This window comes from Pseudomonas sp. KCJK9111, from assembly GCF_046231935.1.
GTDB lineage: Bacteria > Pseudomonadota > Gammaproteobacteria > Pseudomonadales > Pseudomonadaceae > Aquipseudomonas > Aquipseudomonas parafulva_B.
Window position 1 is genome coordinate 15,833 of the sequence record NZ_JBJJMO010000032.1, and the last position, 22,586, is coordinate 38,418.

The 22,586-nt window shown below is 62.3% G+C and carries 25 protein-coding genes and 1 pseudogene; 12 read left to right on the top strand and 14 right to left on the bottom strand.

What is annotated here, in order from left to right; genetic code table 11:
• The 3 genes from ftsE to rpoH all read left to right on the top strand — a co-directional run bounded on the left by ftsE (position 1) and on the right by rpoH (position 2,664).
• Positions 1-672, top strand: coding sequence for a cell division ATP-binding protein FtsE (gene ftsE, locus ACK59L_RS12550; protein ID WP_023532835.1), 672 nt, complete (start codon positions 1-3; stop codon positions 670-672).
• The gene (gene ftsX, locus ACK59L_RS12555) at positions 669-1,697 is read left to right on the top strand and encodes a permease-like cell division protein FtsX (protein WP_409273924.1); all 1,029 of its coding nucleotides are present in this window, start codon (positions 669-671) and stop codon (positions 1,695-1,697) included. Before ftsE ends, ftsX begins: the two co-directional genes overlap by 4 nt.
• A 112-nt stretch (positions 1,698-1,809) precedes the next feature.
• Positions 1,810-2,664: an RNA polymerase sigma factor RpoH gene (gene rpoH / locus ACK59L_RS12560; RefSeq protein WP_023532728.1), complete on the top strand. Its 855-nt coding sequence runs from the start codon at positions 1,810-1,812 to the stop codon at positions 2,662-2,664.
• A gap of 82 nt (positions 2,665-2,746) precedes the next feature.
• On the opposite strand, the gene mtgA is transcribed toward rpoH, so the two are convergent.
• A complete protein-coding gene (gene mtgA, locus ACK59L_RS12565; RefSeq protein WP_409273927.1) occupies positions 2,747-3,457 on the bottom strand; it encodes a monofunctional biosynthetic peptidoglycan transglycosylase in 711 nt (236 codons plus the stop codon).
• Between the two features lie 63 nt (positions 3,458-3,520).
• Between mtgA and ACK59L_RS12570 the strand changes: the two genes are divergently transcribed.
• The 4 genes from ACK59L_RS12570 to trmB all read left to right on the top strand — a co-directional run bounded on the left by ACK59L_RS12570 (position 3,521) and on the right by trmB (position 5,775).
• Entirely contained in the window at positions 3,521-3,892 is a 372-nt protein-coding gene (locus ACK59L_RS12570; RefSeq protein WP_409273929.1) for a DUF423 domain-containing protein, read from the top strand.
• Between the two features lie 102 nt (positions 3,893-3,994).
• A complete protein-coding gene (gene thiS, locus ACK59L_RS12575) occupies positions 3,995-4,195 on the top strand; it encodes a sulfur carrier protein ThiS (protein WP_058603078.1) in 201 nt (66 codons plus the stop codon).
• 53 nt (positions 4,196-4,248) lie between these two features.
• Positions 4,249-5,043, top strand: a complete 795-nt coding sequence (locus tag ACK59L_RS12580; protein ID WP_023532295.1) for a thiazole synthase — start codon at positions 4,249-4,251, stop codon at positions 5,041-5,043.
• A 9-nt stretch (positions 5,044-5,052) separates the two neighbouring features.
• Positions 5,053-5,775 carry a tRNA (guanosine(46)-N7)-methyltransferase TrmB gene (trmB, locus tag ACK59L_RS12585; protein ID WP_058602898.1) on the top strand — a complete coding sequence of 241 codons (723 nt, stop codon included), beginning with the start codon at positions 5,053-5,055 and terminating at the stop codon, positions 5,773-5,775.
• Positions 5,776-5,961: 186 nt separating this feature from the next.
• On the opposite strand, the gene ACK59L_RS12590 is transcribed toward trmB, so the two are convergent.
• The 9 genes and pseudogenes from ACK59L_RS12590 to ACK59L_RS12630 all read right to left on the bottom strand — a co-directional run bounded on the left by ACK59L_RS12590 (position 5,962) and on the right by ACK59L_RS12630 (position 12,516).
• Positions 5,962-6,288 carry a DUF3392 domain-containing protein gene (locus tag ACK59L_RS12590; protein WP_023532330.1) on the bottom strand — a complete coding sequence of 109 codons (327 nt, stop codon included), beginning with the start codon at positions 6,286-6,288 and terminating at the stop codon, positions 5,962-5,964.
• Positions 6,289-6,297: 9 nt separating this feature from the next.
• Positions 6,298-7,434, bottom strand: a pseudogene (hemW, locus tag ACK59L_RS12595) (radical SAM family heme chaperone HemW); the annotation flags it as partial.
• 35 nt (positions 7,435-7,469) lie between these two features.
• Complete coding sequence (gene rdgB, locus ACK59L_RS12600; RefSeq protein ID WP_058602900.1) at positions 7,470-8,066, bottom strand: RdgB/HAM1 family non-canonical purine NTP pyrophosphatase; 597 nt, start codon at positions 8,064-8,066, stop codon at positions 7,470-7,472.
• Entirely contained in the window at positions 8,063-8,497 is a 435-nt protein-coding gene (locus ACK59L_RS12605; RefSeq protein ID WP_409273933.1) for a DUF4426 domain-containing protein, read from the bottom strand. The genes rdgB and ACK59L_RS12605 overlap by 4 nt, the downstream gene beginning before the upstream one ends.
• 18 nt (positions 8,498-8,515) lie before the next feature.
• Entirely contained in the window at positions 8,516-9,136 is a 621-nt protein-coding gene (gene metW, locus ACK59L_RS12610) for a methionine biosynthesis protein MetW (RefSeq protein WP_058602902.1), read from the bottom strand.
• 7 nt (positions 9,137-9,143) lie between these two features.
• A complete protein-coding gene (locus tag ACK59L_RS12615; RefSeq protein WP_409273935.1) occupies positions 9,144-10,283 on the bottom strand; it encodes a homoserine O-acetyltransferase in 1,140 nt (379 codons plus the stop codon).
• An 88-nt stretch (positions 10,284-10,371) separates the two neighbouring features.
• The gene (locus ACK59L_RS12620) at positions 10,372-10,962 is read right to left on the bottom strand and encodes a YggT family protein (protein WP_058602904.1); all 591 of its coding nucleotides are present in this window, start codon (positions 10,960-10,962) and stop codon (positions 10,372-10,374) included.
• Positions 10,963-10,972: 10 nt separating this feature from the next.
• Positions 10,973-11,791 (bottom strand): pyrroline-5-carboxylate reductase, encoded by an 819-nt coding sequence (gene proC / locus ACK59L_RS12625; RefSeq protein WP_409273938.1) that lies wholly within the window; start codon positions 11,789-11,791, stop codon positions 10,973-10,975.
• Positions 11,792-11,829: 38 nt separating this feature from the next.
• Complete coding sequence (locus ACK59L_RS12630) at positions 11,830-12,516, bottom strand: YggS family pyridoxal phosphate-dependent enzyme (RefSeq protein WP_182138586.1); 687 nt, start codon at positions 12,514-12,516, stop codon at positions 11,830-11,832.
• Positions 12,517-12,580: 64 nt separating this feature from the next.
• Here ACK59L_RS12630 and ACK59L_RS12635 point away from each other — a divergent pair, with 64 nt between their 5' ends.
• Entirely contained in the window at positions 12,581-13,576 is a 996-nt protein-coding gene (locus tag ACK59L_RS12635; protein WP_409273940.1) for a type IV pilus twitching motility protein PilT, read from the top strand.
• Between the two features lie 74 nt (positions 13,577-13,650).
• Here the strand turns inward: ACK59L_RS12635 and ACK59L_RS12640 are convergent, their stop codons facing one another.
• Positions 13,651-14,280, bottom strand: a complete 630-nt coding sequence (locus ACK59L_RS12640; protein WP_409273942.1) for a C40 family peptidase — start codon at positions 14,278-14,280, stop codon at positions 13,651-13,653.
• A gap of 166 nt (positions 14,281-14,446) precedes the next feature.
• Here ACK59L_RS12640 and ACK59L_RS12645 point away from each other — a divergent pair, with 166 nt between their 5' ends.
• Positions 14,447-14,866 carry a TM2 domain-containing protein gene (locus ACK59L_RS12645; RefSeq protein WP_023532338.1) on the top strand — a complete coding sequence of 140 codons (420 nt, stop codon included), beginning with the start codon at positions 14,447-14,449 and terminating at the stop codon, positions 14,864-14,866.
• Between the two features lie 56 nt (positions 14,867-14,922).
• On the opposite strand, the gene ACK59L_RS12650 is transcribed toward ACK59L_RS12645, so the two are convergent.
• The 3 genes from ACK59L_RS12650 to ACK59L_RS12660 form a co-directional block, all read right to left on the bottom strand.
• Positions 14,923-15,621: an SPOR domain-containing protein gene (locus ACK59L_RS12650; RefSeq protein ID WP_196134750.1), complete on the bottom strand. Its 699-nt coding sequence runs from the start codon at positions 15,619-15,621 to the stop codon at positions 14,923-14,925.
• A 1-nt stretch (position 15,622) separates the two neighbouring features.
• Complete coding sequence (argS, locus tag ACK59L_RS12655; protein WP_409273945.1) at positions 15,623-17,359, bottom strand: arginine--tRNA ligase; 1,737 nt, start codon at positions 17,357-17,359, stop codon at positions 15,623-15,625.
• 190 nt (positions 17,360-17,549) lie between these two features.
• On the bottom strand, positions 17,550-19,769 hold the full coding sequence (locus ACK59L_RS12660) for a primosomal protein N' (RefSeq protein ID WP_409273947.1): 2,220 nt from the start codon (positions 19,767-19,769) through the stop codon (positions 17,550-17,552).
• Between the two features lie 166 nt (positions 19,770-19,935).
• Here ACK59L_RS12660 and rpmE point away from each other — a divergent pair, with 166 nt between their 5' ends.
• The 3 genes from rpmE (at position 19,936) to ACK59L_RS12675 (ending at position 22,421) form a co-directional block, all read left to right on the top strand.
• Complete coding sequence (rpmE, locus tag ACK59L_RS12665; RefSeq protein WP_144964075.1) at positions 19,936-20,154, top strand: 50S ribosomal protein L31; 219 nt, start codon at positions 19,936-19,938, stop codon at positions 20,152-20,154.
• The gene (locus tag ACK59L_RS12670; protein ID WP_409273949.1) at positions 20,154-20,975 is read left to right on the top strand and encodes a thermonuclease family protein; all 822 of its coding nucleotides are present in this window, start codon (positions 20,154-20,156) and stop codon (positions 20,973-20,975) included. Before rpmE ends, ACK59L_RS12670 begins: the two co-directional genes overlap by 1 nt.
• A gap of 177 nt (positions 20,976-21,152) precedes the next feature.
• Entirely contained in the window at positions 21,153-22,421 is a 1,269-nt protein-coding gene (locus tag ACK59L_RS12675; RefSeq protein WP_023532374.1) for a malic enzyme-like NAD(P)-binding protein, read from the top strand.
• Positions 22,422-22,586: the final 165 nt, after the last annotated feature.

Below are 22,586 nucleotides of genomic sequence, written 5' to 3' on the forward strand. Positions count from 1 at the left end.
ATGATTCGATTCGAACAGGTTGCCAAGCGCTACCCCAACGGCCACGTGGGGCTGCACGAGCTGAGTTTCCGGGCGCGTCGGGGCGAATTCCTGTTCGTCACCGGACACTCGGGCGCAGGTAAAAGTACGCTGCTGCGCCTGCTACTGGCCATGGAGCGTCCTACAAGCGGCAAACTGATGCTGGCCGGGCAGGACCTGGGCCAGATCAGCAATTCGCAGATCCCGTTTCTGCGCCGCCAGATAGGCGTGGTGTTCCAGAACCACCAGTTGCTGTTCGACCGCACGGTCTTCAACAACATTGCCTTGCCCCTGCAGATACTGGGCCTGTCCAAGGCCGAGATCGCCAAGCGCGTGGACTCGGCGCTGGAGCGGGTGTCTCTGGTCGACAAAGGCGAGCTGTACCCTGCCGACCTGTCGACCGGCCAGCAGCAGCGCGTGGGTATCGCCCGCGCCATCGTGCACCAGCCAGCCCTGCTGCTGGCCGACGAGCCAACGGGTAACCTGGACCCGCGCCTGGCTGCGGAAATCATGGGGGTGTTCGAGGACATCAACCGATTGGGCACAACGGTCTTGATCGCCAGCCACGACCTGGCCCTGATCGCGCGCATGCGTCACCGCATGCTCACCTTGCAGCGCGGGCGTCTGATCGGCGACGGGGAGGCCGGACAATGAGTACGACACGATCACCGAAGGTCTCCGAGCGCGTCGCGCCTAAACCTGCCGACCCACAGCCTGCGAAGAAGCGTGGCGCAGGCTCCGACGATGACGGTCCGGACCTGCGATCGCTCATGCATGCCTGGCTCGAGAGCCATCGCGCCAGCCTGGCGGATAGCTTACGGCGACTGGGCAAGCAGCCCATTGGCAGCTTCTTCACGTGCATGGTGATGGCCGTGGCGCTGAGCATGCCCATGGGGCTGTCGTTGCTGCTCAAGAACATCGAGCAGTTGGGTGGGTCCTGGCAGCGCGCCGCGCAGATATCCCTGTACCTCAAGCTCGATGCCAGCAGCCGTGACGGCGAGGCGTTGCGCGATGAAATCAAGGGCATGCCTGGCGTAGCAGAGGCGCAGTATGTCAGTCGCGAGCAGGCGCTGCAGGAGTTCCAGCAGCAATCGGGCCTGGGCGAGGCGCTGCGTGAGTTGCCCGACAACCCACTGCCCGGCGTGGTCGTGGTGACCCCGACCGAAGTCGACAAGCCGGCCTTGGAAGCGTTGCGTCAGCGCCTGTCGGAGTTGCCGCGCGTCGATGTAGCGCAGCTGGACCTGGTGTGGGTCGAGCGGCTGGCGGCCATCCTCAAGCTTGGGGACCGGTTCGTTTTCGGGCTGGCCGTCATGCTCATTTCTGCGCTGCTTTTAGTAATTGGCAACACAATTCGTCTACATATCGAGAACCGCCGTGTCGAGATCGAAGTGATCAAGCTGGTGGGGGGCACCGATGCTTACGTACGCCGGCCTTTCCTGTACATGGGGGCCTTGTACGGCCTGGGCGCGGGCCTGTTGGCCTGGGCCATCCTGGCGTTTGGCCTAGGGTGGCTGAACGAGGCCGTGGTGAACCTGTCCGGTCTGTATGGCAGCGATTTCGCCTTGGGTGGCGTACCTGCCTCCGATGGTCTGTCGCTCTTGATCGGAGCGGTGCTGTTGGGGTATATCGGTGCATGGATTGCAGTCGCCCGCCACTTGAACGAGCTGGCGCCGCGATAGTTTTTATTGGCCAGCATTGGCCTGGGCGTGCCCGTTGGAACTTGTACCTGGGCCCCAGGTCTATGTAGGCAGCGCCTGAAAAGCGCGAGTTCAGTAAGTCGGAGGTTCTTGAATGACCACATCGTTGCAACCTGCGTATGCCCTGGTCCCCGGTGCAAACCTGGAGTCCTACGTGCATACGGTCAACAGCATCCCGCTGCTGACTGTCGAGCAGGAGCGTGATCTGGCTGAGCGTCTCTATTACGAGCAGGACCTCGAAGCTGCTCGGCAGATGGTAATGGCCCACCTGCGGTTCGTGGTGCATATCGCCCGTAGCTATGCCGGTTATGGGCTGGCCCAGGCCGACCTGATCCAGGAAGGCAACGTTGGCCTGATGAAGGCCGTCAAGCGCTTCAACCCTGAAATGGGCGTGCGCCTGGTGTCGTTCGCCGTGCACTGGATCAAGGCCGAGATTCACGAGTTCATCCTGCGCAACTGGCGGATCGTCAAGGTGGCGACCACCAAGGCCCAGCGCAAGCTGTTCTTCAACCTGCGCAGCCAGAAAAAGCGTCTGGCCTGGTTGAATAACGACGAAGTGCATCGGGTTGCCGAAAGCCTGGGTGTCGAGCCTCGTGAAGTCCGCGAGATGGAAAGCCGTCTGAGCGGTCACGACATGGCGTTCGATCCGGCAGCCGAAGCCGATGACGACAGTGCCTTCCAGTCGCCTGCGCATTACCTGGAAGACCACCGTTACGACCCGGCAGTACAGCTTGAAGATGCAGACTGGAGCGACAACTCCACCAGCAACCTTCATGAGGCCTTGCAGGGTCTGGATGACCGTAGCCGGGATATTCTGTACCAGCGCTGGTTGGCCGAAGAGAAAGCTACCCTGCATGAGCTGGCCGAGAAATACAGCGTGTCGGCCGAGCGTATTCGCCAGTTGGAAAAGAACGCGATGAACAAGGTCAAGGCCTTGATCGCAGCCTGATCGTTCTCTGTTCGACAAGAAAGCCGCTGTCCCGCAAAGGAACAGCGGCTTTTTCATGTCTGCCCTGTACGCGGTGCCAGGCTCAGGGCCTGCGCGATGTGTCCAATTGCATCAAGTAGCTTGGCCCACCCAGCTGGCTCATCTGGCGGCGAATCCAGCCAGCACGGCTGGCCACGTAGGTGCTTGGCTTGCCAGCATTCCACTTGAGAGGGCTGGGCAGCACCGCGGCCAGTTGCGCGGCTTGTTGCCGGCTGAGTTGACTGGCCTCCACACCAAAGTGATAGCGAGCGGCTGCCTGGGCGCCGAACACACCCTGGCCCCACTCGGCACTGTTCAGGTAGACCTCAAGAATGCGCTGCTTGGTCCAGAACAGCTCGATCAAGCCGGTGAACCATGCTTCCAGCCCCTTGCGCAGCCAGCTGCGCCCCGGCCACAGGAACAGATTCTTGGCCACCTGTTGGGTCAGGGTGCTGGCCCCGCGCACGCTACCGCCACGCTCGTTGAAAGCCAGGGCTGCCTGGATGGCGGGTATGTCGAACCCCCAATGGCTGGCGAACTTCTGGTCTTCGCCAGCGATGACCGCCACCTTGAGGTCATCGGAGATATGGTCCCAACCCACCCATTCGCGCTGCAGGTCAATCGGTTCGCCGCTCACCCACGATTGCACCTTGCGCTCGAGCATCAACGCCGTACCGGGCGGGGGCACCCAGCGAAACACCAGAACCAGCACGATACTGACGGCAGCAAACCAGAGCAGGGCGCGCAGAAGACGTCGGAGAAGGTTTCGCAGCATAGGGTGGCTTGGCCGGACGTTTGGGAAGGGCCATTATACAGACCCGATTGGAGGAGTCGTCTCATGCTTCGCAGCTTCCTGATGCTTGTCGCTTTTTTCGGCTTTACCGGCGTGGCCCTGGGCGCCTTTGCAGCCCACGGCCTGAAAAATCGACTCAGCGCTGACTACCTGGCTATCTTCCACACCGGTGTCACCTACCAACTGGTTCACGCGCTGGCGCTGTTTGGCGTGGCATTGCTGGCGGTCCATCTGCCTGGCCGGCTGGTGGGTTGGGCTGGTTATCTGTTCGTGCTGGGTATCGTGCTGTTCTCCGGCAGCCTGTACCTGCTGACGCTGACCGGCATCAGCAAGCTGGGCATGATCACGCCCATCGGTGGCCTGTGCTTCCTGGCAGGGTGGCTTTGTCTTGGGCTCGCCGCGTGGCGACTGGGCTGACTGCCCAGTCCACATTAACGACTAATGGCGTGCGGTGGCCTTGGGTTGCGCGGCCTTTCGGCGCTAGAATGCGGGCCCCAAAGAACAATGGTGGCCGTGAGCATGCGTATCCAACTGAACGGTGAACCCTACGAATTGCCTGCCGGCGAAAGCGTCGCCGGGCTACTGGCACGCCTTGAGCTGGCTGGCCGCCGCGTGGCGGTAGAGCTGAATCAGGACATCGTGCCGCGCAGTCAGCATGTCACCACCGCGCTGAGCGATGGCGACCAGGTCGAAGTGGTGCACGCCATCGGCGGCGGCTGACCGCTGTCGGCAACCCAACGGCAGGCCCAGCAACCTTTTCCCGAGGAACAACGATGAGCAACGTTCGCAGCGACAAGCCCTTCACCCTGGCCGGGCGTACCTTCCAATCGCGCCTGCTGGTAGGCACCGGCAAGTACCGTGACATGGAGCAAACCCGCCAGGCCATTGAGGCCTCGGGTGCCGAGATCGTGACTGTCGCGGTGCGCCGCACGAACATTGGTCAGAACCCGGGCGAGCCGAACTTGCTGGACGTACTGCCACCGGACCGCTACACCATTCTGCCCAATACTGCCGGCTGCTATGACGCCGTCGAAGCGGTGCGTACCTGCCGCCTGGCCCGGGAGCTGCTCGATGGGCATAACCTGGTCAAGCTGGAAGTGCTGGCCGACCAGAAAACCCTGTTCCCCAACGTAATCGAAACCCTCAAGGCCGCCGAGGTGCTCGTCAAGGATGGCTTCGACGTGATGGTCTACACCAGCGACGACCCGATCATCGCCCGCCAACTGGCCGAAGCCGGCTGTATCGCCGTCATGCCCCTGGCTGGCCTGATCGGTACGGGGCTTGGCATCTGCAACCCCTACAACCTGCAGATCATCCTCGAAGAATCCAAAGTACCGGTGCTGGTGGATGCTGGCGTAGGCACTGCCTCCGACGCCACCATCGCCATGGAAATGGGCTGCGAGGCGGTGCTGATGAACTCGGCCATCGCCCATGCCCAGCAACCGGTATTGATGGCCGAGGCCATGAAGCACGCCATCGTGGCGGGTCGCATGGCGTACCTGGCCGGTCGCATGCCCAAGAAACTCTATGCCAGCGCCTCTTCGCCGCTGGATGGTCTGATCAAGTAAGAGCCCCTGATGACTGATTCGCAAGATCTGCCGAACGCCGCCGACGGCGACGCCCGCCCACACCGCCGCATCAAGAGCTTCGTGATGCGTGCCGGGCGCATGACCGAAGGCCAGCAGCGCGGCCTGGACCAGGGTGGGCCGCTGTACATCCTGCCGCTGGCGGACAGCCCGGTCGACTACGACCAGGTCTTCGGCCGCTCGGCACCGCGCACGCTGGAAATCGGCTTCGGCATGGGTCATTCCCTGCTGGAAATGGCCGCCGCTGCGCCTGAGCAGGACTTCATCGGTGTCGAGGTCCATCGCCCAGGCGTAGGGGCGCTGCTCAATGGCGTGCTCACCCAAGGGCTGACCAACCTGCGGGTATACGATTGCGATGCCATCGAGGTATTGAACCGTTGCGTGGCCGACGACAGCCTTGACCGCCTGATGCTGTTCTTCCCTGACCCTTGGCACAAGGCGCGCCACCACAAGCGCCGCATCGTCCAGCTGGCGTTCGCCGAGTTGGTACGGCGCAAGCTCAAGCCCGGCGGCGTGTTCCACATGGCCACGGATTGGGAACCCTATGCCGAGTACATGCTGGAAGTGATGAATGCAGCCCCTGGCTATCGCAACCAGGCAGCAGACGGTACCTACGTGCCGCGCCCGACCGAGCGGCCGATCACCAAGTTCGAACGCCGCGGCGAGCGCTTGGGCCATGGTGTCTGGGACCTGAAATTCGAAAAGACCGCGTGACCCGCTAAGCCAGACGCTGTGCGGATGGACAAAAAGCTGCCTTGCAAGCGCTATTATTTGGGGCCACGGCGCGGCCCCAGCGATCTTGATGAACAGCATCATTCTGCAAGGTCGGTTTTTGAGTGCCGACAACCACGGGGGCTAACGCCAGGGCGTTACGTAAAAGGCGCCTGGACTGCTACAGCTTCAGCCGCGACGATCCGCCACCACGCCGATCAGCGCCAGGACCACCAGCAGCACAGGCGCCAACGCGTAGTTGTTGAACTGGCTCAGCCCCTTCAAAACCCAGGGTGTGGCGTATATCAAGGCCGCGCCGCTGCCGATCATCACCAGTAATGCCATCAGCGGCACCCGCAGGGCCCCTGTCAGCCCGCCCAGGCGCTGCTCGGCCCAGGCCTTGATGTCCGTCCCGAACAGCACCAGCAGACAGCCTACCAACGCCAGAGAAATCTCCGACAAGTTGCTGCGGCTCCAGCGGGAAATCGTCGCGAGCAGGTCGAGTACCAGATCCATGGGTCATCCTTAGGTCAAGAAATACTGCAGCAAGTCATTGAGGAACAGTTGGCCCCTGGGCGTTGCCACCAGTCGATCCGGTTCGACCTGCAAAAGCCCTCTTTGTTCTGCCAGGCGACGGGCTTGGGCGAGCCGTGCGAGCGGCAACCCGGTGCGGTCGGTGAACAGCTGCGCTTCCACACCCTGGGTCAGGCGCAGCGCGTTCATCAGGAACTCGAAGGGTAGCTCGTCCTCGGGCAACTGTTTTTCGCCGGCCTTGAACGGTTTGGCCAGGTTCAGGTAGTCCTTGGGCAGCCGAGTTTTCCAGGTGCGTACGATACGGCCGTCCGCATAAGTGAGCTTGCCATGGGCCCCGGCACCAATGCCGATGAAGTCTCCGAAGCGCCAGTAGTTGAGGTTGTGGCGGGCAGCGCGCTCGGGCTGAGCGTAGGCAGACACCTCGTACTGGCCGAACCCGTTGGCCGCCATCAGGCCCTGGCCGGCTTCCTGGATGTCCCAGAGGATATCGTCCTCGGGCAGCTCGGGCGGCTGGTTCCAGAATACGGTGTTGGGCTCTACCGTCAGTTGATACCACGACAGGTGCGTGGGTCCGAGCTCGATTGCCTGACGCAGATCGCCCAGGGCGTCGTCCATCGACTGGTCGGGCAAGCCATGCATCAGGTCCATGTTGAAATTGTCGAAGCCTGCGGCCCTTGCCATGCCAGCAGCGCGGATCGCCTCCTCGCCGTTGTGGATGCGGCCCAGCGCTTGCAGCTTGGCGGGTTGGAAACTCTGCACGCCAATGGACAGGCGGTTGATGCCGGTCTGGCGATAGGCCTTGAACTTGTCCTGTTCGAACGTTCCCGGGTTGGCTTCCAGGGTGATCTCGATATCCGAAGCGAATGGGATGCGTTGCTCGACGCCGCGCAGCAACCGGCCCAGGGCATCGGCACTGAACAGGCTTGGTGTGCCACCACCGAAGAAGATCGAGGTGATGACGCGGCCCTGGACTGCGGCCAGTTCCTGGTCAAGGTCGGTCAGCAGCGCCGCAACGTAGGCCGCTTCGGGCAGCTCAGGCCCCGCGGCATGGGAGTTGAAGTCGCAGTAGGGGCATTTGCGCACGCACCACGGGATGTGGATGTACAACGCCAACGGCGGCAGCTGGCTAATGCCCGGTGCCTGGATGAGCGACGACGTCAGGGTCATGCCAGGCCCAGACGTTGACGCAGCAGTGCCATGGCGCGGGCACGGTGGCTGATCTGGTTCTTGTCAGCCGGGGTCAGGTCGGCGCTTGAGCAATCACGTTCTGGCACCCAGAACAGTGGGTCGTAGCCAAACCCGTGTTCGCCGCTTGCCTTGAGCAGGATGCGACCATGCCACAGGCCTTCGCACAGGATTGGCAACGGATCATCGGCATGACGCACCAGCGCCAATACACAGACGAACTGCGCACCGCGCTCGGCCTCGGGTACGTGCTTCAGCGCGTCGAGCAACTTGGCGTTATTGGCGGCATCGCCCTGGCCGTCGGCATAACGCGCCGAGTAGATGCCAGGTGCACCTCCCAGGTAATCCACGGCCAGACCGGAATCGTCCGCCAAGGCGGGCAGCCCGGAAATGCGCGCGGCATTGCGGGCTTTCAAGATGGCGTTCTCGACGAACGAGAGGCCGGTTTCTTCCGGCTCGACCTGGCTGAACTCGCCAATCGATCGCAATTGCACGGATTGACCGAGCATCGCCTGCAGTTCCTTGAGTTTGCCGGCGTTATGGCTGGCCAATACGAGTTGCTGGAAATTCATCATTCGCCTGGGAAAACGTCCTGGTTGAAGCTGAAGGAGTGACTGACACCACCGGCTTGAACACCTAGCTCGAAAACGACGGTCTCAGGGTGTTCGATCTTGAATTGGGCGACGTAAGACGCGGTGCCGTGGTCGGTGACCTGCTTGAAGGCCAGGGGCTGCTTGCGCCCGGTCAGGTCCTTGACCGCGCCGCTGACCAAGGCCGTGATGGGTTTGCCGGCTCTGAGTACGGTGAGGCTGAGCACGCCCTGGTGACGGCTGCGGACCAGGCCTGTGGCCGCTGCGACCTGCGGGGTGAGCATGCTTGAGGTAAACGCGCCGTAGTGCACCGTGATATCGCCAAATACCTCTTTGCGAGCAGCGCGTGCAGTATCGGCTGCCAGTGCTGGCATTGCCAGACACAGGCTGATCAAAAGCAGGGCAAGGCGACGCATGGTGCAGATTCTCCTGGGTCAGACCGCGAGTTGATGTGCCTGCAGGCCGGGGCTGCTGACGCGGTAGATACCGATTTCGCCCAGAAGGTTAGGCCACAGCCGGCCGCCCAGACCGTTGCGGTGCATATGATCCACCGCCAGCCGGTCCAGCACCTTGGCCTTGCGCTCGTGGACCAGCTCTTCGAAGTCGGCGAAGGTGCAGAAGTGGATGTTAGGGGTGTTGTACCAGGTATACGGCATGAAGTCCGAGACGGGCATGCGGCCTTTGGTCGCCAGGTACCACCGGCAGCGCCAGTGACCGAAGTTGGGGAAGGTGATGATGCACTGGCGGCCGACGCGCAGCATTTCGTCCAGGATGCGGTCGGGGTACTCCACCGCCTGCAAGGCCTGGGTCATGATCACCACATCGAAACTGTCGCTGGCGAAGTTGCCCAGGCCTTTGTCCAGGTCCTGCTCGATGACGTTCACGCCCTTGGCCACGCAGGCGGCGATATTGTCCCCGTCGATTTCGAGGCCGTAGCCGGTGACCTGCTTGCGGTCGCGCAGCGAAGCCAGCAGCTCGCCGGTACCACAGCCCAGGTCCAGTACCCGGCTGCCGGCGGGAATCCAGTCGTGGATGATTTCCAGATCGGCTCTCATGCTGTCCTCAGAGGGTAATGCGGTTCATGTAGTTCGAGAAACCCTGCATGTAGCGAGGCGTGGGAATCAGGAAGGCATCGTGGCCGTAGGGCGAGTCGATTTCCAGGTAGCAGACGTTCTTGCGCGCCGCCATCAGGGCATCGACGATTTCCCGCGAGCGGGCCGGCGAGAAGCGCCAGTCGGTAGTGAACGACATGATGCAGTAGTTGGCTTTGACATGGGCCAGGGTCGCGGCCAGATCGCCATTGTGCGCCGCCGCCGGGTCGAAGTAGTCCAGTGCCTTGGTCATCAGCAGGTACGTGTTGGCATCGAAGCGCCCGGAGAATTCTTCGCCCTGGTAGCGCAGGTAGCTTTCGACCTGGAACTCCACACTGTGGAAGTCGTAGTTGAGCTTGTCACTCTTGAGCTCGCGGCCGAATTTCTCACCCATCGAGTCATCCGACAGGTAGGTGATATGCCCGACCATGCGTGCCAGCATCAAGCCCCGCTTGGGAATCACGCCCTGATCCTGGAATGAGCCGCCATGGAACTCGGGGTCGGTGAGAATGGCCTGGCGCGCCACCTCGTTGAACGCGATGTTCTGCGCGGACAGCTTGGGCGCCGAGGCTATATCGATACAGTGGCGCACGCGCTCGGGATAGCTGATGGTCCACTGCAGCGCTTGCATGCCGCCCAGGCTGCCACCCACCACGGCGGCCCACTGCGCGATGCCCAGGCGCTCTGCCAGGCGGACCTGGCTGTGAACCCAGTCTTCGACGGTCAGGATTGGGAACTCGGCGCCATACGCCTTGCCAGTGGCCGGGTTGATGCTGCTTGGCCCGGTGCTGCCATTGCAGCCGCCCAGGTTGTTCAGGCTGACCACGAAGAAGCGGTTGGTGTCGATGGGCTTGCCTGGGCCGATGCAGCTGTCCCACCAACCCGGCTTGCGGTCAGTGGCGGCGTGGTAGCCCGCGGCATGGTGATGCCCAGAGAGGGCATGGCAGATCAGTACCGCATTGCTCGCGCTGGCGTTCAGCGTGCCATAGGTTTCGTAGACCAGCTCGTAGCTGCTCAGCGAACGGCCGCAGGCCAGAGCCAGCGGCTCGTCGAACCGGGCGGTCTGGGGTACGACCAGACCGACGGAATCTTCTGGAAAGACAGTGGACATCGACCCTGCTCACGCTTGACGGAGGCGTAAGTCTAAAGAGCACCACCCCCAGCGGCAAGCGCAGGCTTGTCGCCAGGGTGCTGCCGGGTCAGATCATCCGCCACAGCTCCTGCGGCATGCCAGCGTAGGCAGCCAGTGGTGGCATGACGAACGACTGGATGACCTGAATGGCCAGGAACGCGAAGATCGGCGAAATATCCATGCCCCCCAGGTTTGGCACGATACGGCGGAACGGCGCCAGCACCGGCTCGCTGATCTGATACGCAAGCTCGGCCGCCGGGTTGTGACTGTTGGGCGCTACCCAGGAAACGATCACCATGACGATCATTGCCACCCAGAAGATTTTCAGGAACAGCGAGGTGATGCCGATGATGGCCCACAACAGCAGGTGCAGCACATCACCGAAGGTGCCGTAGGTCACCATCAGCACGAACCCCATCAGCAGGGCCTGGATGAGCACGGCCAGCAGCAGCGATGAGGTATCCAGCCCGGCGATGCTGGGTACGATCCGGCGGATCGGCTTGAGCAGCGGTTGGGTCGCGCGCACCGTGAACTGGCTGAGCGGGTTGTAGAAGTTGGCCTTGACCAGTTGCAGCACAAAGCGCAACAGGACGATCACCAGGTACAGGCTGACCAGTGTTTGCACCACGAAAATCGCGGCGCCGGACAGTGCATTCATTTGAAACTCCTTATTTGCCCAGTTGCTCGGCCAGCTCAGCGGAGCGTGTGGCTGCAGCGTGCAGCGCCTGCTCCACGATGGCCTCGAAACCACTGGCCTGGAACGATTTGATAGCGGCTTCGGTGGTGCCGGCAGGTGATGTCACGCGGCGGCGCAATTCGGCGGCGTCCACATCGCTGGCAACCGCCATGCGGGCGGCGCCCAACGCCGTGTGCAAGGTCAGCTCGGTGGCGGTCTCCCGAGGCAGGCCGAGCTTCTCGCCCGCCGCAGTCATGGCCTCGATCAGCAGGAAGAAATACGCAGGGCCGCTACCGGAGACGGCGGTCACTGCATCCAGTTGCTGCTCCTGTTCGAGCCAGAGCGCCGTCCCTACCGCCGACAACAGTTGCTCGGCCTGCTGGCGTTGCTCGGCCGTGACTTCGGCTGTGGCGTACAGGCCACTGACGCCCTGGCGCAGCAGCGACGGCGTGTTGGGCATGCAGCGCACCACCGGGTGGCTGCCCACCCAGCTCTGCAGGCTGGCGCAGGTGATGCCCGCAGCGATGGACACGATCAGCTGGCCTTCCTTCAGGTCATTACGCAAGGCCTGGCACACGGTCTTCATCACCTGCGGCTTGACCGCCAGCACGATCACATCGGCGCCTTCGATGGCCTGTGCATTGTGCTCGAAGGTTTCGATGCCCTGTTCGGCCTGGAGGCGAGTACGGGTTTCGGCACCGGGGTCGCTGGCGCGGATGTGCGACGCCTCCACGCCCTGGGCACGCAGACCGCCGATCAGGCTTGCGGCCATGTTGCCGGCGCCGATAAAGGCAATACGTGTCTTGCTCATGTCAGGTCCTTGTTAGGAAAAGTGAGTTAAGCATGTCATCAAGCGTTGCCGTAGTCGCGGGCACCAAACAAGGCGGTGCCGATACGGACCCAGGTCGCGCCTTGAGCAATTGCCGCTTCCAGGTCATGGCTCATGCCCATGGACAGGGTGTCCAGGCCCAGCCCGAGCGCGTCCTGTAACTGGCGCAGCTGGGCGAACGCTGCTTCCTGGGCGTTACGATCATCGGTAGGTTCGGGGATTGCCATCAGCCCACGCAAACGCAGGTTGGGTAGGGCAGCCACGGCCTCCACCAGTGCGGGCAGTTGCGCGGGTGCGCAACCGGCCTTGCTGGCCTCACCGCTGACGTTCACCTGAAGGCAGATGTTGAGCGGCGCCAGGCCAACTGGGCGCTGTTCTGAAAGGCGTTGGGCGATTTTCAGGCGATCCACGGAATGCACCCAGTCGAAATGCTCGGCAATGGCCTTGGTCTTGTTCGACTGAATAGGGCCAATGAAGTGCCAGGTCAGAGGCAGGTCGATGAGTTGCTGTTGTTTAGTCAGCGCCTCTTGTAGGTAGTTTTCCCCGAAATCCTGCACGCCTGCGGCGTGGAGTTCGCGTATGGCGGCGGCCGGCTTGGTTTTGCTGACGGCCAGCAACCGGACGTCGGCGGGATTACGCCCGGCAGCCTGGGCACCCCGGTTGATGCGGTCGCGAATCGAGGAAAGGTTGTCTGCTAGGGTGGACATAGATCGAGGCCGGCAGCTGAAGTTTCGCCGCATTTTACCTGGTTGAAGGCAGATGGGGAGTCTCATGGATGTGACAGACCTGCTGGCGCTTGCCTTGAAGGCAGGTGCCAGCGACCTGCACCTGGCTGCAGGCCAGGCGCCGACGGTGCGCGTGCATGGCGTGCTGCAACGCCTGCCCGTGCCGATAGCAACGCCGGATGGATTGATGCGAAGCATGGAATCGTTGCTCGACGCCGACCCGTATCGACAGTGGGTCGCCGGTCACGACCTGGACCTGGCACTGGAGCTGCCCGCGCTTGGGCGGTTTCGCGTGAACCTGTTCAGGCAGATGAACGGCCCTGCGCTCACGTTCCGCTTGATCCCCGCGCGGCTCGTCTGCGCCGAAGCGCTCGGCCTGGGCGAGATTGCCCAAACCATTGGCCAATACCGTGACGGTCTGGTGCTCATAGGTGGGCCGACGGGCAGTGGCAAGACGAGCACGTTGGCAGCCCTGCTTGATCAGATGAGCCGCGAGCGCGCGCTGCACATCGTCACCCTCGAGGATCCGATCGAGGTCGTCCATGCCAGCCATCAGGGCGTGGTCAACCAGCGTGAGGTCGGCCGAGATTGCTGCAGCTTTGCCCAAGGCCTGCGCAGTGCGTTGCGTCAGGACCCCGACGTGATCGTGCTGGGCGAGTTGAGGGACCTGGAAACCATTCGTCTTGCACTGCGTGCCGCCGAAACGGGTCATCTGGTACTGGCAACCGTTCATACACGCTCAGCGGTGAACAGCATCGACCGGGTAGTAGAGGTATTCCCTGCGCAGGAAAAGGCATGGGTGCGCGCGATGCTGGCAGACTCGCTGCGAGTGGTAGTGGCGCAAGTGCTGGTTGGCCGCCGGGGCGGTGGGAGGGTCGCGGCGCGTGAAGTGCTGGTGGTGACGGATGCAGTTCGCAATCTGATCCGCGAAGGGCGCATGGCCCAGCTCCATTCGGTGATGCAGACCGGCGCGGCAGAGGGTATGCAAACCTTGGACGGGGCCATGAGGCAACTTCAAGCGCGCGGGCTGCTCGCTGAGTGATGCAACCAGGGCCGCTACCCACCACCTAGGGTTGGCAGCGGAGCGGCCCTCCATGGGGTTGTTATGAGGCAGGGTTAACGCTTGGCCAGGCTAAGCTGTTGCTTTTCCTTGGGCAGTACGCGTTTGGCGACCACGTAGTGTTTCTGCCAATAGGGCTTGCTTAGGTTATCGATGCTCACCCGCTTGCCGCGACGCGGCGCATGAATGAAGCGGTCATTGCCCAGGTAGATGGCAACATGGTTGACGCGGCGGCTCTTGATGTTGAAGAAGATCAGGTCGCCCGGCTTGAGATCGCCCTTGGCAACCTTGGTGCCGTGACCGCTGGCCATGGCGCTGGAAGTGCGAGGCAGGTTGACCTCAGCCACGTCGTTGAAGGCGTAGCGAACCAGGCCGCTGCAATCGAACCCCTTCTTCGGGCTGGTACCGCCCCAAACATAAGGGGTGCCGAGCATGTTCACGGCACGATCGAGCACGGCGCTGCTTTGCTTGCTCGAAGCAGCCGCCACCGTCTTGCCACGCGACTTACTGGCAGCGTTGCCAGGGCGGGCGTGCAGGGTGGTCTGCTTGACGGGCGTGCGCTTTACCGAGGCATTGGTGGTGTAACCGGTAAAGCCGTTGGGAAGACGTTGCTCACGGTTGGTGGCGTGGGCGGCCAGGGGCAATAGTAGGCAGAGGGTCAGCCATGTCTTGATCAAAGGCGGCATAGATGAAGCTCTTATGAATAGTTGTGTGTTGGGCGCGCAACTTTATAACAGCTTTTTGATCAAATTTTGATCCGCTGGTCGATTCTTGCTTACCATCCGTCGGCCTTGGCGGAAAAAGTCACAACTTTTTTTAGAAAATTTAATCAGCAACCCACGAGGGCCATGCATGAACACTTATCAACAGGGCGCGCCCTTCCACGACACCCACAGCAAGGTGATCGGCTACTTGCTGTGGATTTTCGGCTTTACCGGCTCGCACCGTTTCTATTACGGCAAGCCCATCACCGGGACGATCTGGTTCTTCACCTTCGGGCTGCTGGGCATTGGCTGGCTCATCGACCTGTTCCTGATCCCGGCCATGGATCGCGAAGCCGACCTGCGTTTCCACTCTGGCCGAATCGACTACAACATCGCCTGGATACTGCTGACGTTCCTGGGCATCTTCGGCCTGCACCGCCTTTATCAAGGCAAGTGGATCACCGCCATCATCTACTTCTGCACGGGCGGGTTGTTCCTGGTGGGCGTTCTGTATGACTTCTGGACGTTGAACGGGCAGGTGTCCGAGCGCAATGCCGGCCAGCGCTGACCGTTAGAAACGCTGGCGCGGCCTGGCCAGGCCGCGCCAGCCTGTGGCACTGACTGCTATTGGCGGGTCTGACGCTGTTGCAGCAGCAGGTTACTGAAGCCCGCGCCGGCCAATTGCTTCTGGGCGACGGTCAACTGCTCGCGGTTGCTGAACGGCCCGACCAGCACCCGGTACCAGGTTTCGTCCTTCACCGTGCCGGACTCCACTTTCACGCTCTGCCCCAGCAGGATGATCTGCGCGCGCACCTTGTCGGCATCGGCCTGCTTGCGGAACGAGCCTGCCTGGAGGAAGAACTGCGTGGTTGCCGCCGGCTTGATCACCGGAGGGGCGGGCGGTGGCGTCTGGCCCAGCAATGCAGCTTGGGCGCGTGCGGTGTCGATCTTGGCGGCCTCTGCCGGGGTCACTGGGGTGACCGGCTGGGCTGGCACAGGTGGCGTCTTCTCGGGCACTGCCTCAGGCGGCACGATGACTTCCGACTCCGGCAGCAAGGTGTAGAAGTCGTACTTGGGCTTTACCGGCTGTTGCGGCGTGGCCTGGGACGACTTCCCGGCTTCAACCGTCTTTTCGGTTTTCTGCTGTTCGGGCTTGGTGCGTTTGATATCGCCGCCACCGGGTTCGAGCTTCATCAGAAACACGATGAACGCACCGATGGTCAGGCCGACTGCCAGCCATACCCAGCCGGGCATGGGCTGCTTGGCGGGCGCCGTCTGACGACTGGCGCCACGTTTGGGGGCAGGTTTCTTCTTGGCAGCCACCTTACATGCGCTCCAGAGTTTCCAGGCCGAGCAGTTGCAGACCTTGCTTGAGGGTGCGCCCGGTCAGCGCTGCCAGACGCAGGCGGCTTTGTTGCTGCTCGGGCGTCTCGGCAGCCAGGATCGGGCAATTTTCATAGAAGCTGGAGAACAGGCCTGCCAGGTCGTACAGGTAGCTGCACAAGACGTGTGGCGTGCCCTTGTCGGCTACATTGTTGAGAATTTCCCCGAACTGGGCCAGGCGCGCGGCCAGGTCCTGCTCGTGAGGCGCTTGCAGCACGATAGTGCCTTCGACTTCGTCAAAGCCCTTGCCCAGCTTGCGGAACACCCCGGCCACACGGGTGTAGGCGTACAGCAGGTAGGGGGCCGTATTGCCTTCGAAGTTGAGCATCAACTCGAAGTTGAAGCTGTAGTCGCTGGTACGGTGCTTGGACAGGTCGGCATATTTCACCGCACCGATACCCACCACCTCACCGATGCGACGCAGGTCGTCTTCGGGCAGGCCTGGATTTTTTTCCTTCACCAGCGCATACGCACGGTCCTTGGCTTCGTTGAGCAGGTCGATCAACTTGACCGTGCCGCCGTCACGGGTCTTGAACGGGCGGCCGTCGGCGCCGTTCATGGTGCCAAAGCCCATGTGCTCCATCTGCATCGGGTGCCCGAGGAAGCCGGCGCGGCGAGCGACTTCGAATACCTGGTTGAAGTGCAGCGCCTGGCGTTGGTCGACGAAATAGAGGGCGCGGTCTGCCTTGAGCACATTGCTGCGGTAGCGCACCGCGGCAAGGTCCGTGGTCGCATACAGGTAGCCACCATCGGCCTTCTGCACGATCACGGGCAGCGGTTCGCCTTCGCTGTTCTTGAACTCCTCCAGGAACACGCACTGGGCACCCTGGTCTTCGACCAACAGGCCCTTGGCCTTGAGTTCGGCGACGACATTGGCCAGGTCATCGTTGTAGGCGCTTTCGCCCATGACGTCGGCCATGGTCAGCTTGACGTTGAGCAGTTCGTAGGTCTTCTGGCAGTGCGACAGCGAGATGTCCTTGAACCGTGTCCACAGGGCCAGGCAGTCAGGGTCACCCGCCTGCAGCTTGACCACCAACCCGCGCGCGCGCGTGGCGAAGGCTTCGGATTCGTCGAAGCGCTTCTTGGCCGCACGGTAGAAGTTTTCCAGGTCGGAGAGTTCGTCGCTGGTGATGGGGTTTTCTTCGAGGTATGCCAGCAGCATGCCGAACTGGGTGCCCCAGTCGCCTACGTGGTTCTGGCGGATCACCTGGTCACCCAGGAACTCGAGTACCCGCGCCACGCTGTCGCCAATGATGGTCGAGCGCAGGTGACCAACGTGCATTTCCTTGGCGAGGTTCGGGGCTGACAGGTCGACCACCACCTTCTGCGCAGGGCCAGCCTTGCGCGCGCCAAGCCGAGGATCATCAAGCGCTGCGTCCAGGCGGGCGGCCAATGCAGCGGTGTTCTGGAAGAAGTTCAGAAAGCCCGGACCTGCGATCTCGACCTTGCTGATGTCGGTGCTGGCCGGCAGGGCCTGGATCAGTTTTTCGGCCAGGTCACGCGGCTTCATGCCAGCCGGCTTGGCCAGCATCATGGCAATGTTGCTGGCGAAATCGCCGTGGGTCTTGTCCCTGGCGTTTTCCACCTGGATCGCCGGCGACAGCCCGTCAGGCAACACACCGTCGTTGACGAGTTGGGTGAGGGCTTGCTGGATCAGCTGGCGAATGGTGTCTTTCATAGGAATCTCTTTTCGACCGCAAGCGCGGCGGGCGCCTGGATGCGCTGGTGGAAAAACTGGGCATTATCCGTGGCTGGGCGCGCGTTGCCAACCTTTGGCAGGCACGTGCCCAGCCACGAGGCAACTTGAAAGCCTTCGCTGGGTCCTGATGCAGCCTCGCCGCGCGCGGCGTGGCGCTTCAAACGCGCCTTCAGTAAAGATCCACCGGGTCGACGTCCACCGACCAGCGTACCTGGCGCCCGCTTGGCAGTTGCTCCAGCACCAGTAGCCAGGCGCTGATGAGGCGGTGCAGAGGGGCACGGGTACTGGCCTGCAACAACAGTTGTGCGCGAAAGCGCCCCGCTCGGCGCTCCATGGGCGCCGGTACCGGGCCAAGCAGTTCGATGCCGGGCAGGCGCTGCTGCGCCATCAGGCGCTCGGCCGCTGTGCAGGCTTCATCCAGAAACGCCTCGGCCTGCCCCGGCTTGTGCGCTTCGGCGCGTAATAAGGCCAAGTGCGAAAAGGGCGGCAAACCGGCGGCGCGGCGTTCGTCGAGCGCCTGTTTGGCGAAGGCAAAATAGCCCTGCTCGGTCAGTTGAACCAGCAAAGGGTGGTCTGCCAAGTGCGTCTGGATGATGACCTTGCCGGGCTCTTCCGCCCGTCCTGCACGGCCAGCGACCTGTACGATCAATTGGGCCATGCGTTCACTGGCGCGGAAGTCCCCGGAAAACAGACCGCCATCGGCATCGAGAATGGCAACCAGCGTCACCCGGGGGAAGTGATGCCCTTTGGCGAGCATCTGCGTACCGACCAGCAGGCTTGGCTGGCCGCGTTGAATGGTTGTGAACAGTTGGTGCATCGCGTCCTTGCGCGAGGTGCTGTCGCGGTCCACGCGCAGCACGGGATAATCCGGGAACAACACCTTCAGGCGCTCTTCGGCGCGCTCGGTGCCGGCCCCGACAGGGCGCAGGTCCACGTGCTTGCATTGTGGGCAGTGATGCGGCAGCCGCTCGTCGTAGCCGCAGTGGTGGCAGCGCAGCACGCCGGAGCGCTGGTGGACCGTCATGCGCGCATCGCACCGCGGGCATTCGGACAGCCAGCCGCAATCGTGGCACAGCAGGGTTGGCGCGAAGCCACGGCGATTGAGGAACACCAGTACCTGCTGTCCCGCCTCCAGGGTCTGGCCAATGGCCTGCTGCAGCGGGCCGCTGATGCCGCTGTCCAGCGGCAGGCTTTTCACGTCCAGGCGCAACATGCGTGGTGCACGCGCAGCGCCTGCGCGCTGGGTCATGTGCAGCAGGCGGTAGCGGCCGCTCACGGCGTTGTGCAGGGTTTCCAGGGAGGGCGTGGCCGAGCCAAGCACGATCGGCACGTTCTCCTGATGCGCGCGCACCAGCGCCAGATCCCTGGCGTGGTAGCGCAGGCCCTCCTGCTGCTTATAAGAGCCGTCGTGTTCCTCGTCGATGATGATCAGGCCCGGGTTCTTCATGGGCGTGAACAAGGCCGAGCGTGTGCCGATGATGATGTCTGCCTCGCCGTCACGCGCCGCCAGCCAGGCATCGAGGCGCTCACGGTCGCTGACGTTCGAGTGCACGAGGGCAATACGGGCGTTGAAGCGCTGCTCGAAACGCGCCAGTGTCTGCGGCCCCAGGTTGATCTCCGGGATCAATACCAGGGCTTGCTTGCCTGCTTCGAGCGTCTCGCGAATCAGTTGCAGGTAAACCTCTGTCTTGCCGCTTCCTGTGACGCCCGCCAGCAGAAAAGCGCCGAACTGCCCGAAACCGCCGAGCACGGCATCGAAGGCATCACGCTGTTCTTCGTTCAGGGGCAATTCCGATTGGGCCAGCCAATGCTCACGCCGTTCGGCCGGGCGTTGGCGGCGTATTTCCACGCACACCAGCTCTTTGGCCAACAGCAGGTCGAGGCTGTCCTTGTTGAGGTTGAGCTTCGACAGCACGCTGTGGGCCACCCCATGCGGATGCTGAGCCAGGGTCTTGAGCGCATCGCGTTGGCGAGGTGCACGCGCGATGCGCGGGTCTTCAAGGCGAGCGCCTGGCGCTGCGTGCCAGAAACGTTCCTGGCGCATCTCGGCAGGTTCACCCTGACGCAGCAGCGTAGGAAGCGCCCAGCTCAAGGTGTCACCCAGGCTGTGCTGGTAGTACTGGGCGGTCCACAGGCACAGCTTGAACAGCGAGGCTGGAATGGGCGATACCGGGTCGAGCAGGGCGCTGGCGGGCTTGAGCTTGTCAGCCGGCACCTCGCTTTCGGCACATACTTCTACCAGGACACCAATCATCTCGCGCCGCCCGAACGGCACGCGCAGACGCATGCCAGGCATCCATGTCTGGTTCGCCATGCCGACCGGCGCCTTGTAGTCGAACAGGCGGCGCAGCGGGGAGGGCAGGGCAAGGCGCAGGATGACGTCGGGCACGCGAATGGTCTCGGGGGGCGTTTCAGAACTGGCGAGCCTAGCAGACGACGGTCGGTACAAGCGACAACTTGCGCTGGCGCCATGCTCTGGTATTATTTGCCGCCTAATTACGTGCGGTATTCAACAATTGGTGTTGGGTGGCGGCACGCAGCTCGAGGAAGTGACCATGAAAGCTGATATCCATCCGAATTACGAAGCAGTTGCTGTCACCTGCAGCTGCGGCAACAAATTCGAAACCCGTTCGACCCTGGGCGATACCCTGTCGATCGACGTTTGCAACCTGTGCCACCCTTTCTACACCGGTAAGCAGAAAGTCCTGGACACCGGCGGCCGCGTACAGAAGTTCGCCGATCGCTTCGGCATGTTCGGTACCAAGAAAGACTGATGCGCGTGGCGAATCCTTCGGGTTTCGCAGCGTTGCAGAGAAAAGCGCCCCTTGTGGGCGCTTTTTTTATGCTCGTTTGCTGGGCATCCCAGGCGCTGGCTTTCTGCCCGCCCCCGGCACGTGCGCAATGGGTCGCCGTACGGCATGTGGTCGATGGCGACACCGTGCGCTTGGTCGATGGCCGCAGTGTGCGTCTGATCGGGATCAATGCCCCCGAAATCGGCCGCAAAGGGCAAGCGGATGAACCCTTTGCCCAGGCTGCCCGAAAACGCTTGCAAGCATTGATCAAGGCCAGTGACGGGCGCGTTGGCTTGGTACGCGGTAAGGAAGCCAAAGACCGGTACGGTCGCACGCTGGCCCACCTGTACAGCCGTGAAGGGCGTAACTTTGAGGCGCAGCTGCTCAGCGAAGGCCTTGCATACCGCATTGCCTTCGCACCCAATACTGAGCTCAGCCGCTGCCAGCAAAGTGCCGAGTCAGTTGCGCGTCAGGCGGCTGTCGGTGTGTGGAAGCGCTCACCGGTGGTGCCCGCCCATGCAGTGCGCAAGCCAGGTTTTGCGCTGGTGTCAGGCCGCGTCACCGCCATCGAACGGAGCCGCGCGTGCATTCGAGTGACCCTCGACAGCGCCGTGACGCTTCATATACCCGCTCGTCTGCGCCGTGCATTCCCGACGGGTTTCTTCGATAACCTCAAGGGGCAAAAGGTCGAGGCCAGGGGTTGGATTCGCAGTGCATCACGTAAGGCTTCCTACACATCGGGTCAGCGACGCTGGCAGTTGACCCTTACAGACGTCAGCATGCTCGACCGTGTGCAGAGATAAAAGATGTAGACATTTCTACAGCAGATTGTACACACTGAAGCCTGCATGCCCCGTGGGTTGTAGCATAAAGTCTTAGGCTAGAGGCCTTGACACGAGTGACCGGCCAGTCTTGTGACGGCTGGACTCTTTGCGTATCCTCGGCGGTCCGTCAGAACAGCCAATAGCGGAATGCCCAACATGTCAGACCTGAAAACCGCCGCTCTCGAATATCACGCTCACCCTCGTCCAGGGAAACTGAGCGTCGAGCTCTCCAAGCCCACCGCCACCGCCCGTGACCTCGCCTTGGCTTACAGCCCAGGTGTGGCAGAGCCTGTGCGCGAGATCGGTCGTGATCCGGAGCTGGCCTACAAGTACACCGGCAAAGGCAACCTGGTTGCCGTGATTTCCGATGGTACTGCCATTCTCGGTCTTGGCGATCTGGGTCCGCTGGCGTCCAAGCCTGTCATGGAAGGCAAGGGTGTTCTGTTCAAGCGTTTCGCCGGTATCGACGTGTTCGACATCGAAGTCGAGTCCGAGAGCCCGCAAGCCTTCATCGATACCGTACGCCGCATTTCGATCACCTTCGGTGGCATCAACCTTGAAGACATCAAGGCGCCAGAGTGCTTCGAGATCGAACGCACCCTGATCGAGCAGTGCGACATTCCGGTCTTCCACGATGACCAGCACGGCACCGCCATCGTTACGGCCGCCGGCATGATCAACGCCTTGGAAATCGCCGGCAAGACCCTCGAAGACGCCAAGATCGTCTGCCTGGGCGCTGGTGCAGCGGCCATTTCCTGCATGAAGCTGCTGGTCAGCATGGGTGCCAAGGTCGAGAACATCTTCATGATCGACCGCAGCGGCGTTATCCACGCTGGCCGTGACGACCTGAACCAGTACAAGGCGCAGTTCGCGCACGCGACCGACAAACGTACCCTGGCCGATGCCCTTGAAGGGGCTGACGTGTTCGTGGGCCTGTCCGGTCCGAACCTGTTGAGCGCTGAAGGCCTGAAGTCGATGGCCGCCAACCCGATCGTGTTCGCCTGCTCGAACCCCGATCCCGAGATCGCCCCTGAGTTGGCCCATGCCACGCGCGACGACGTGATCATGGCCACTGGTCGTTCCGACTATCCGAACCAGGTCAACAACGTACTGGGCTTCCCGTTCATCTTCCGCGGCGCGCTGGACGTTCGAGCCAAGCGTATCAACGAAGAAATGAAGATCGCCGCTGCCATCGCCTTGAAAGACCTGGCCAAGCAGCCGGTTCCCAAGGAAGTGTGCGAAGCCTACGGTGTGGATGGCCTGGAATTCGGCCGTGAGTACATCATTCCCAAGCCGCTGGATGCACGCCTGATCACAGTCGTCTCCGACGCCGTGGCCAAGGCTGCCATCGAGTCGGGCGTCGCTACGCTGCCGTATCCGAAGCATTACCCGCTCAAGAACGTTGACGACGTGTTCAACGGCTGATCGTCGTTCTGCACTAACCAACCCGGCTGTCATGGCCTGATGCTGTATATGTGGGGCTGCTTCGCAGCCCATCGCGGCACAAGGCCGCTTCTACATTGATCGCGTGAAGTCTGAGTTGACGGTTTCGCGAAACTTTGTAGGAGCGGCCTTGTGCCGCGATGGGCC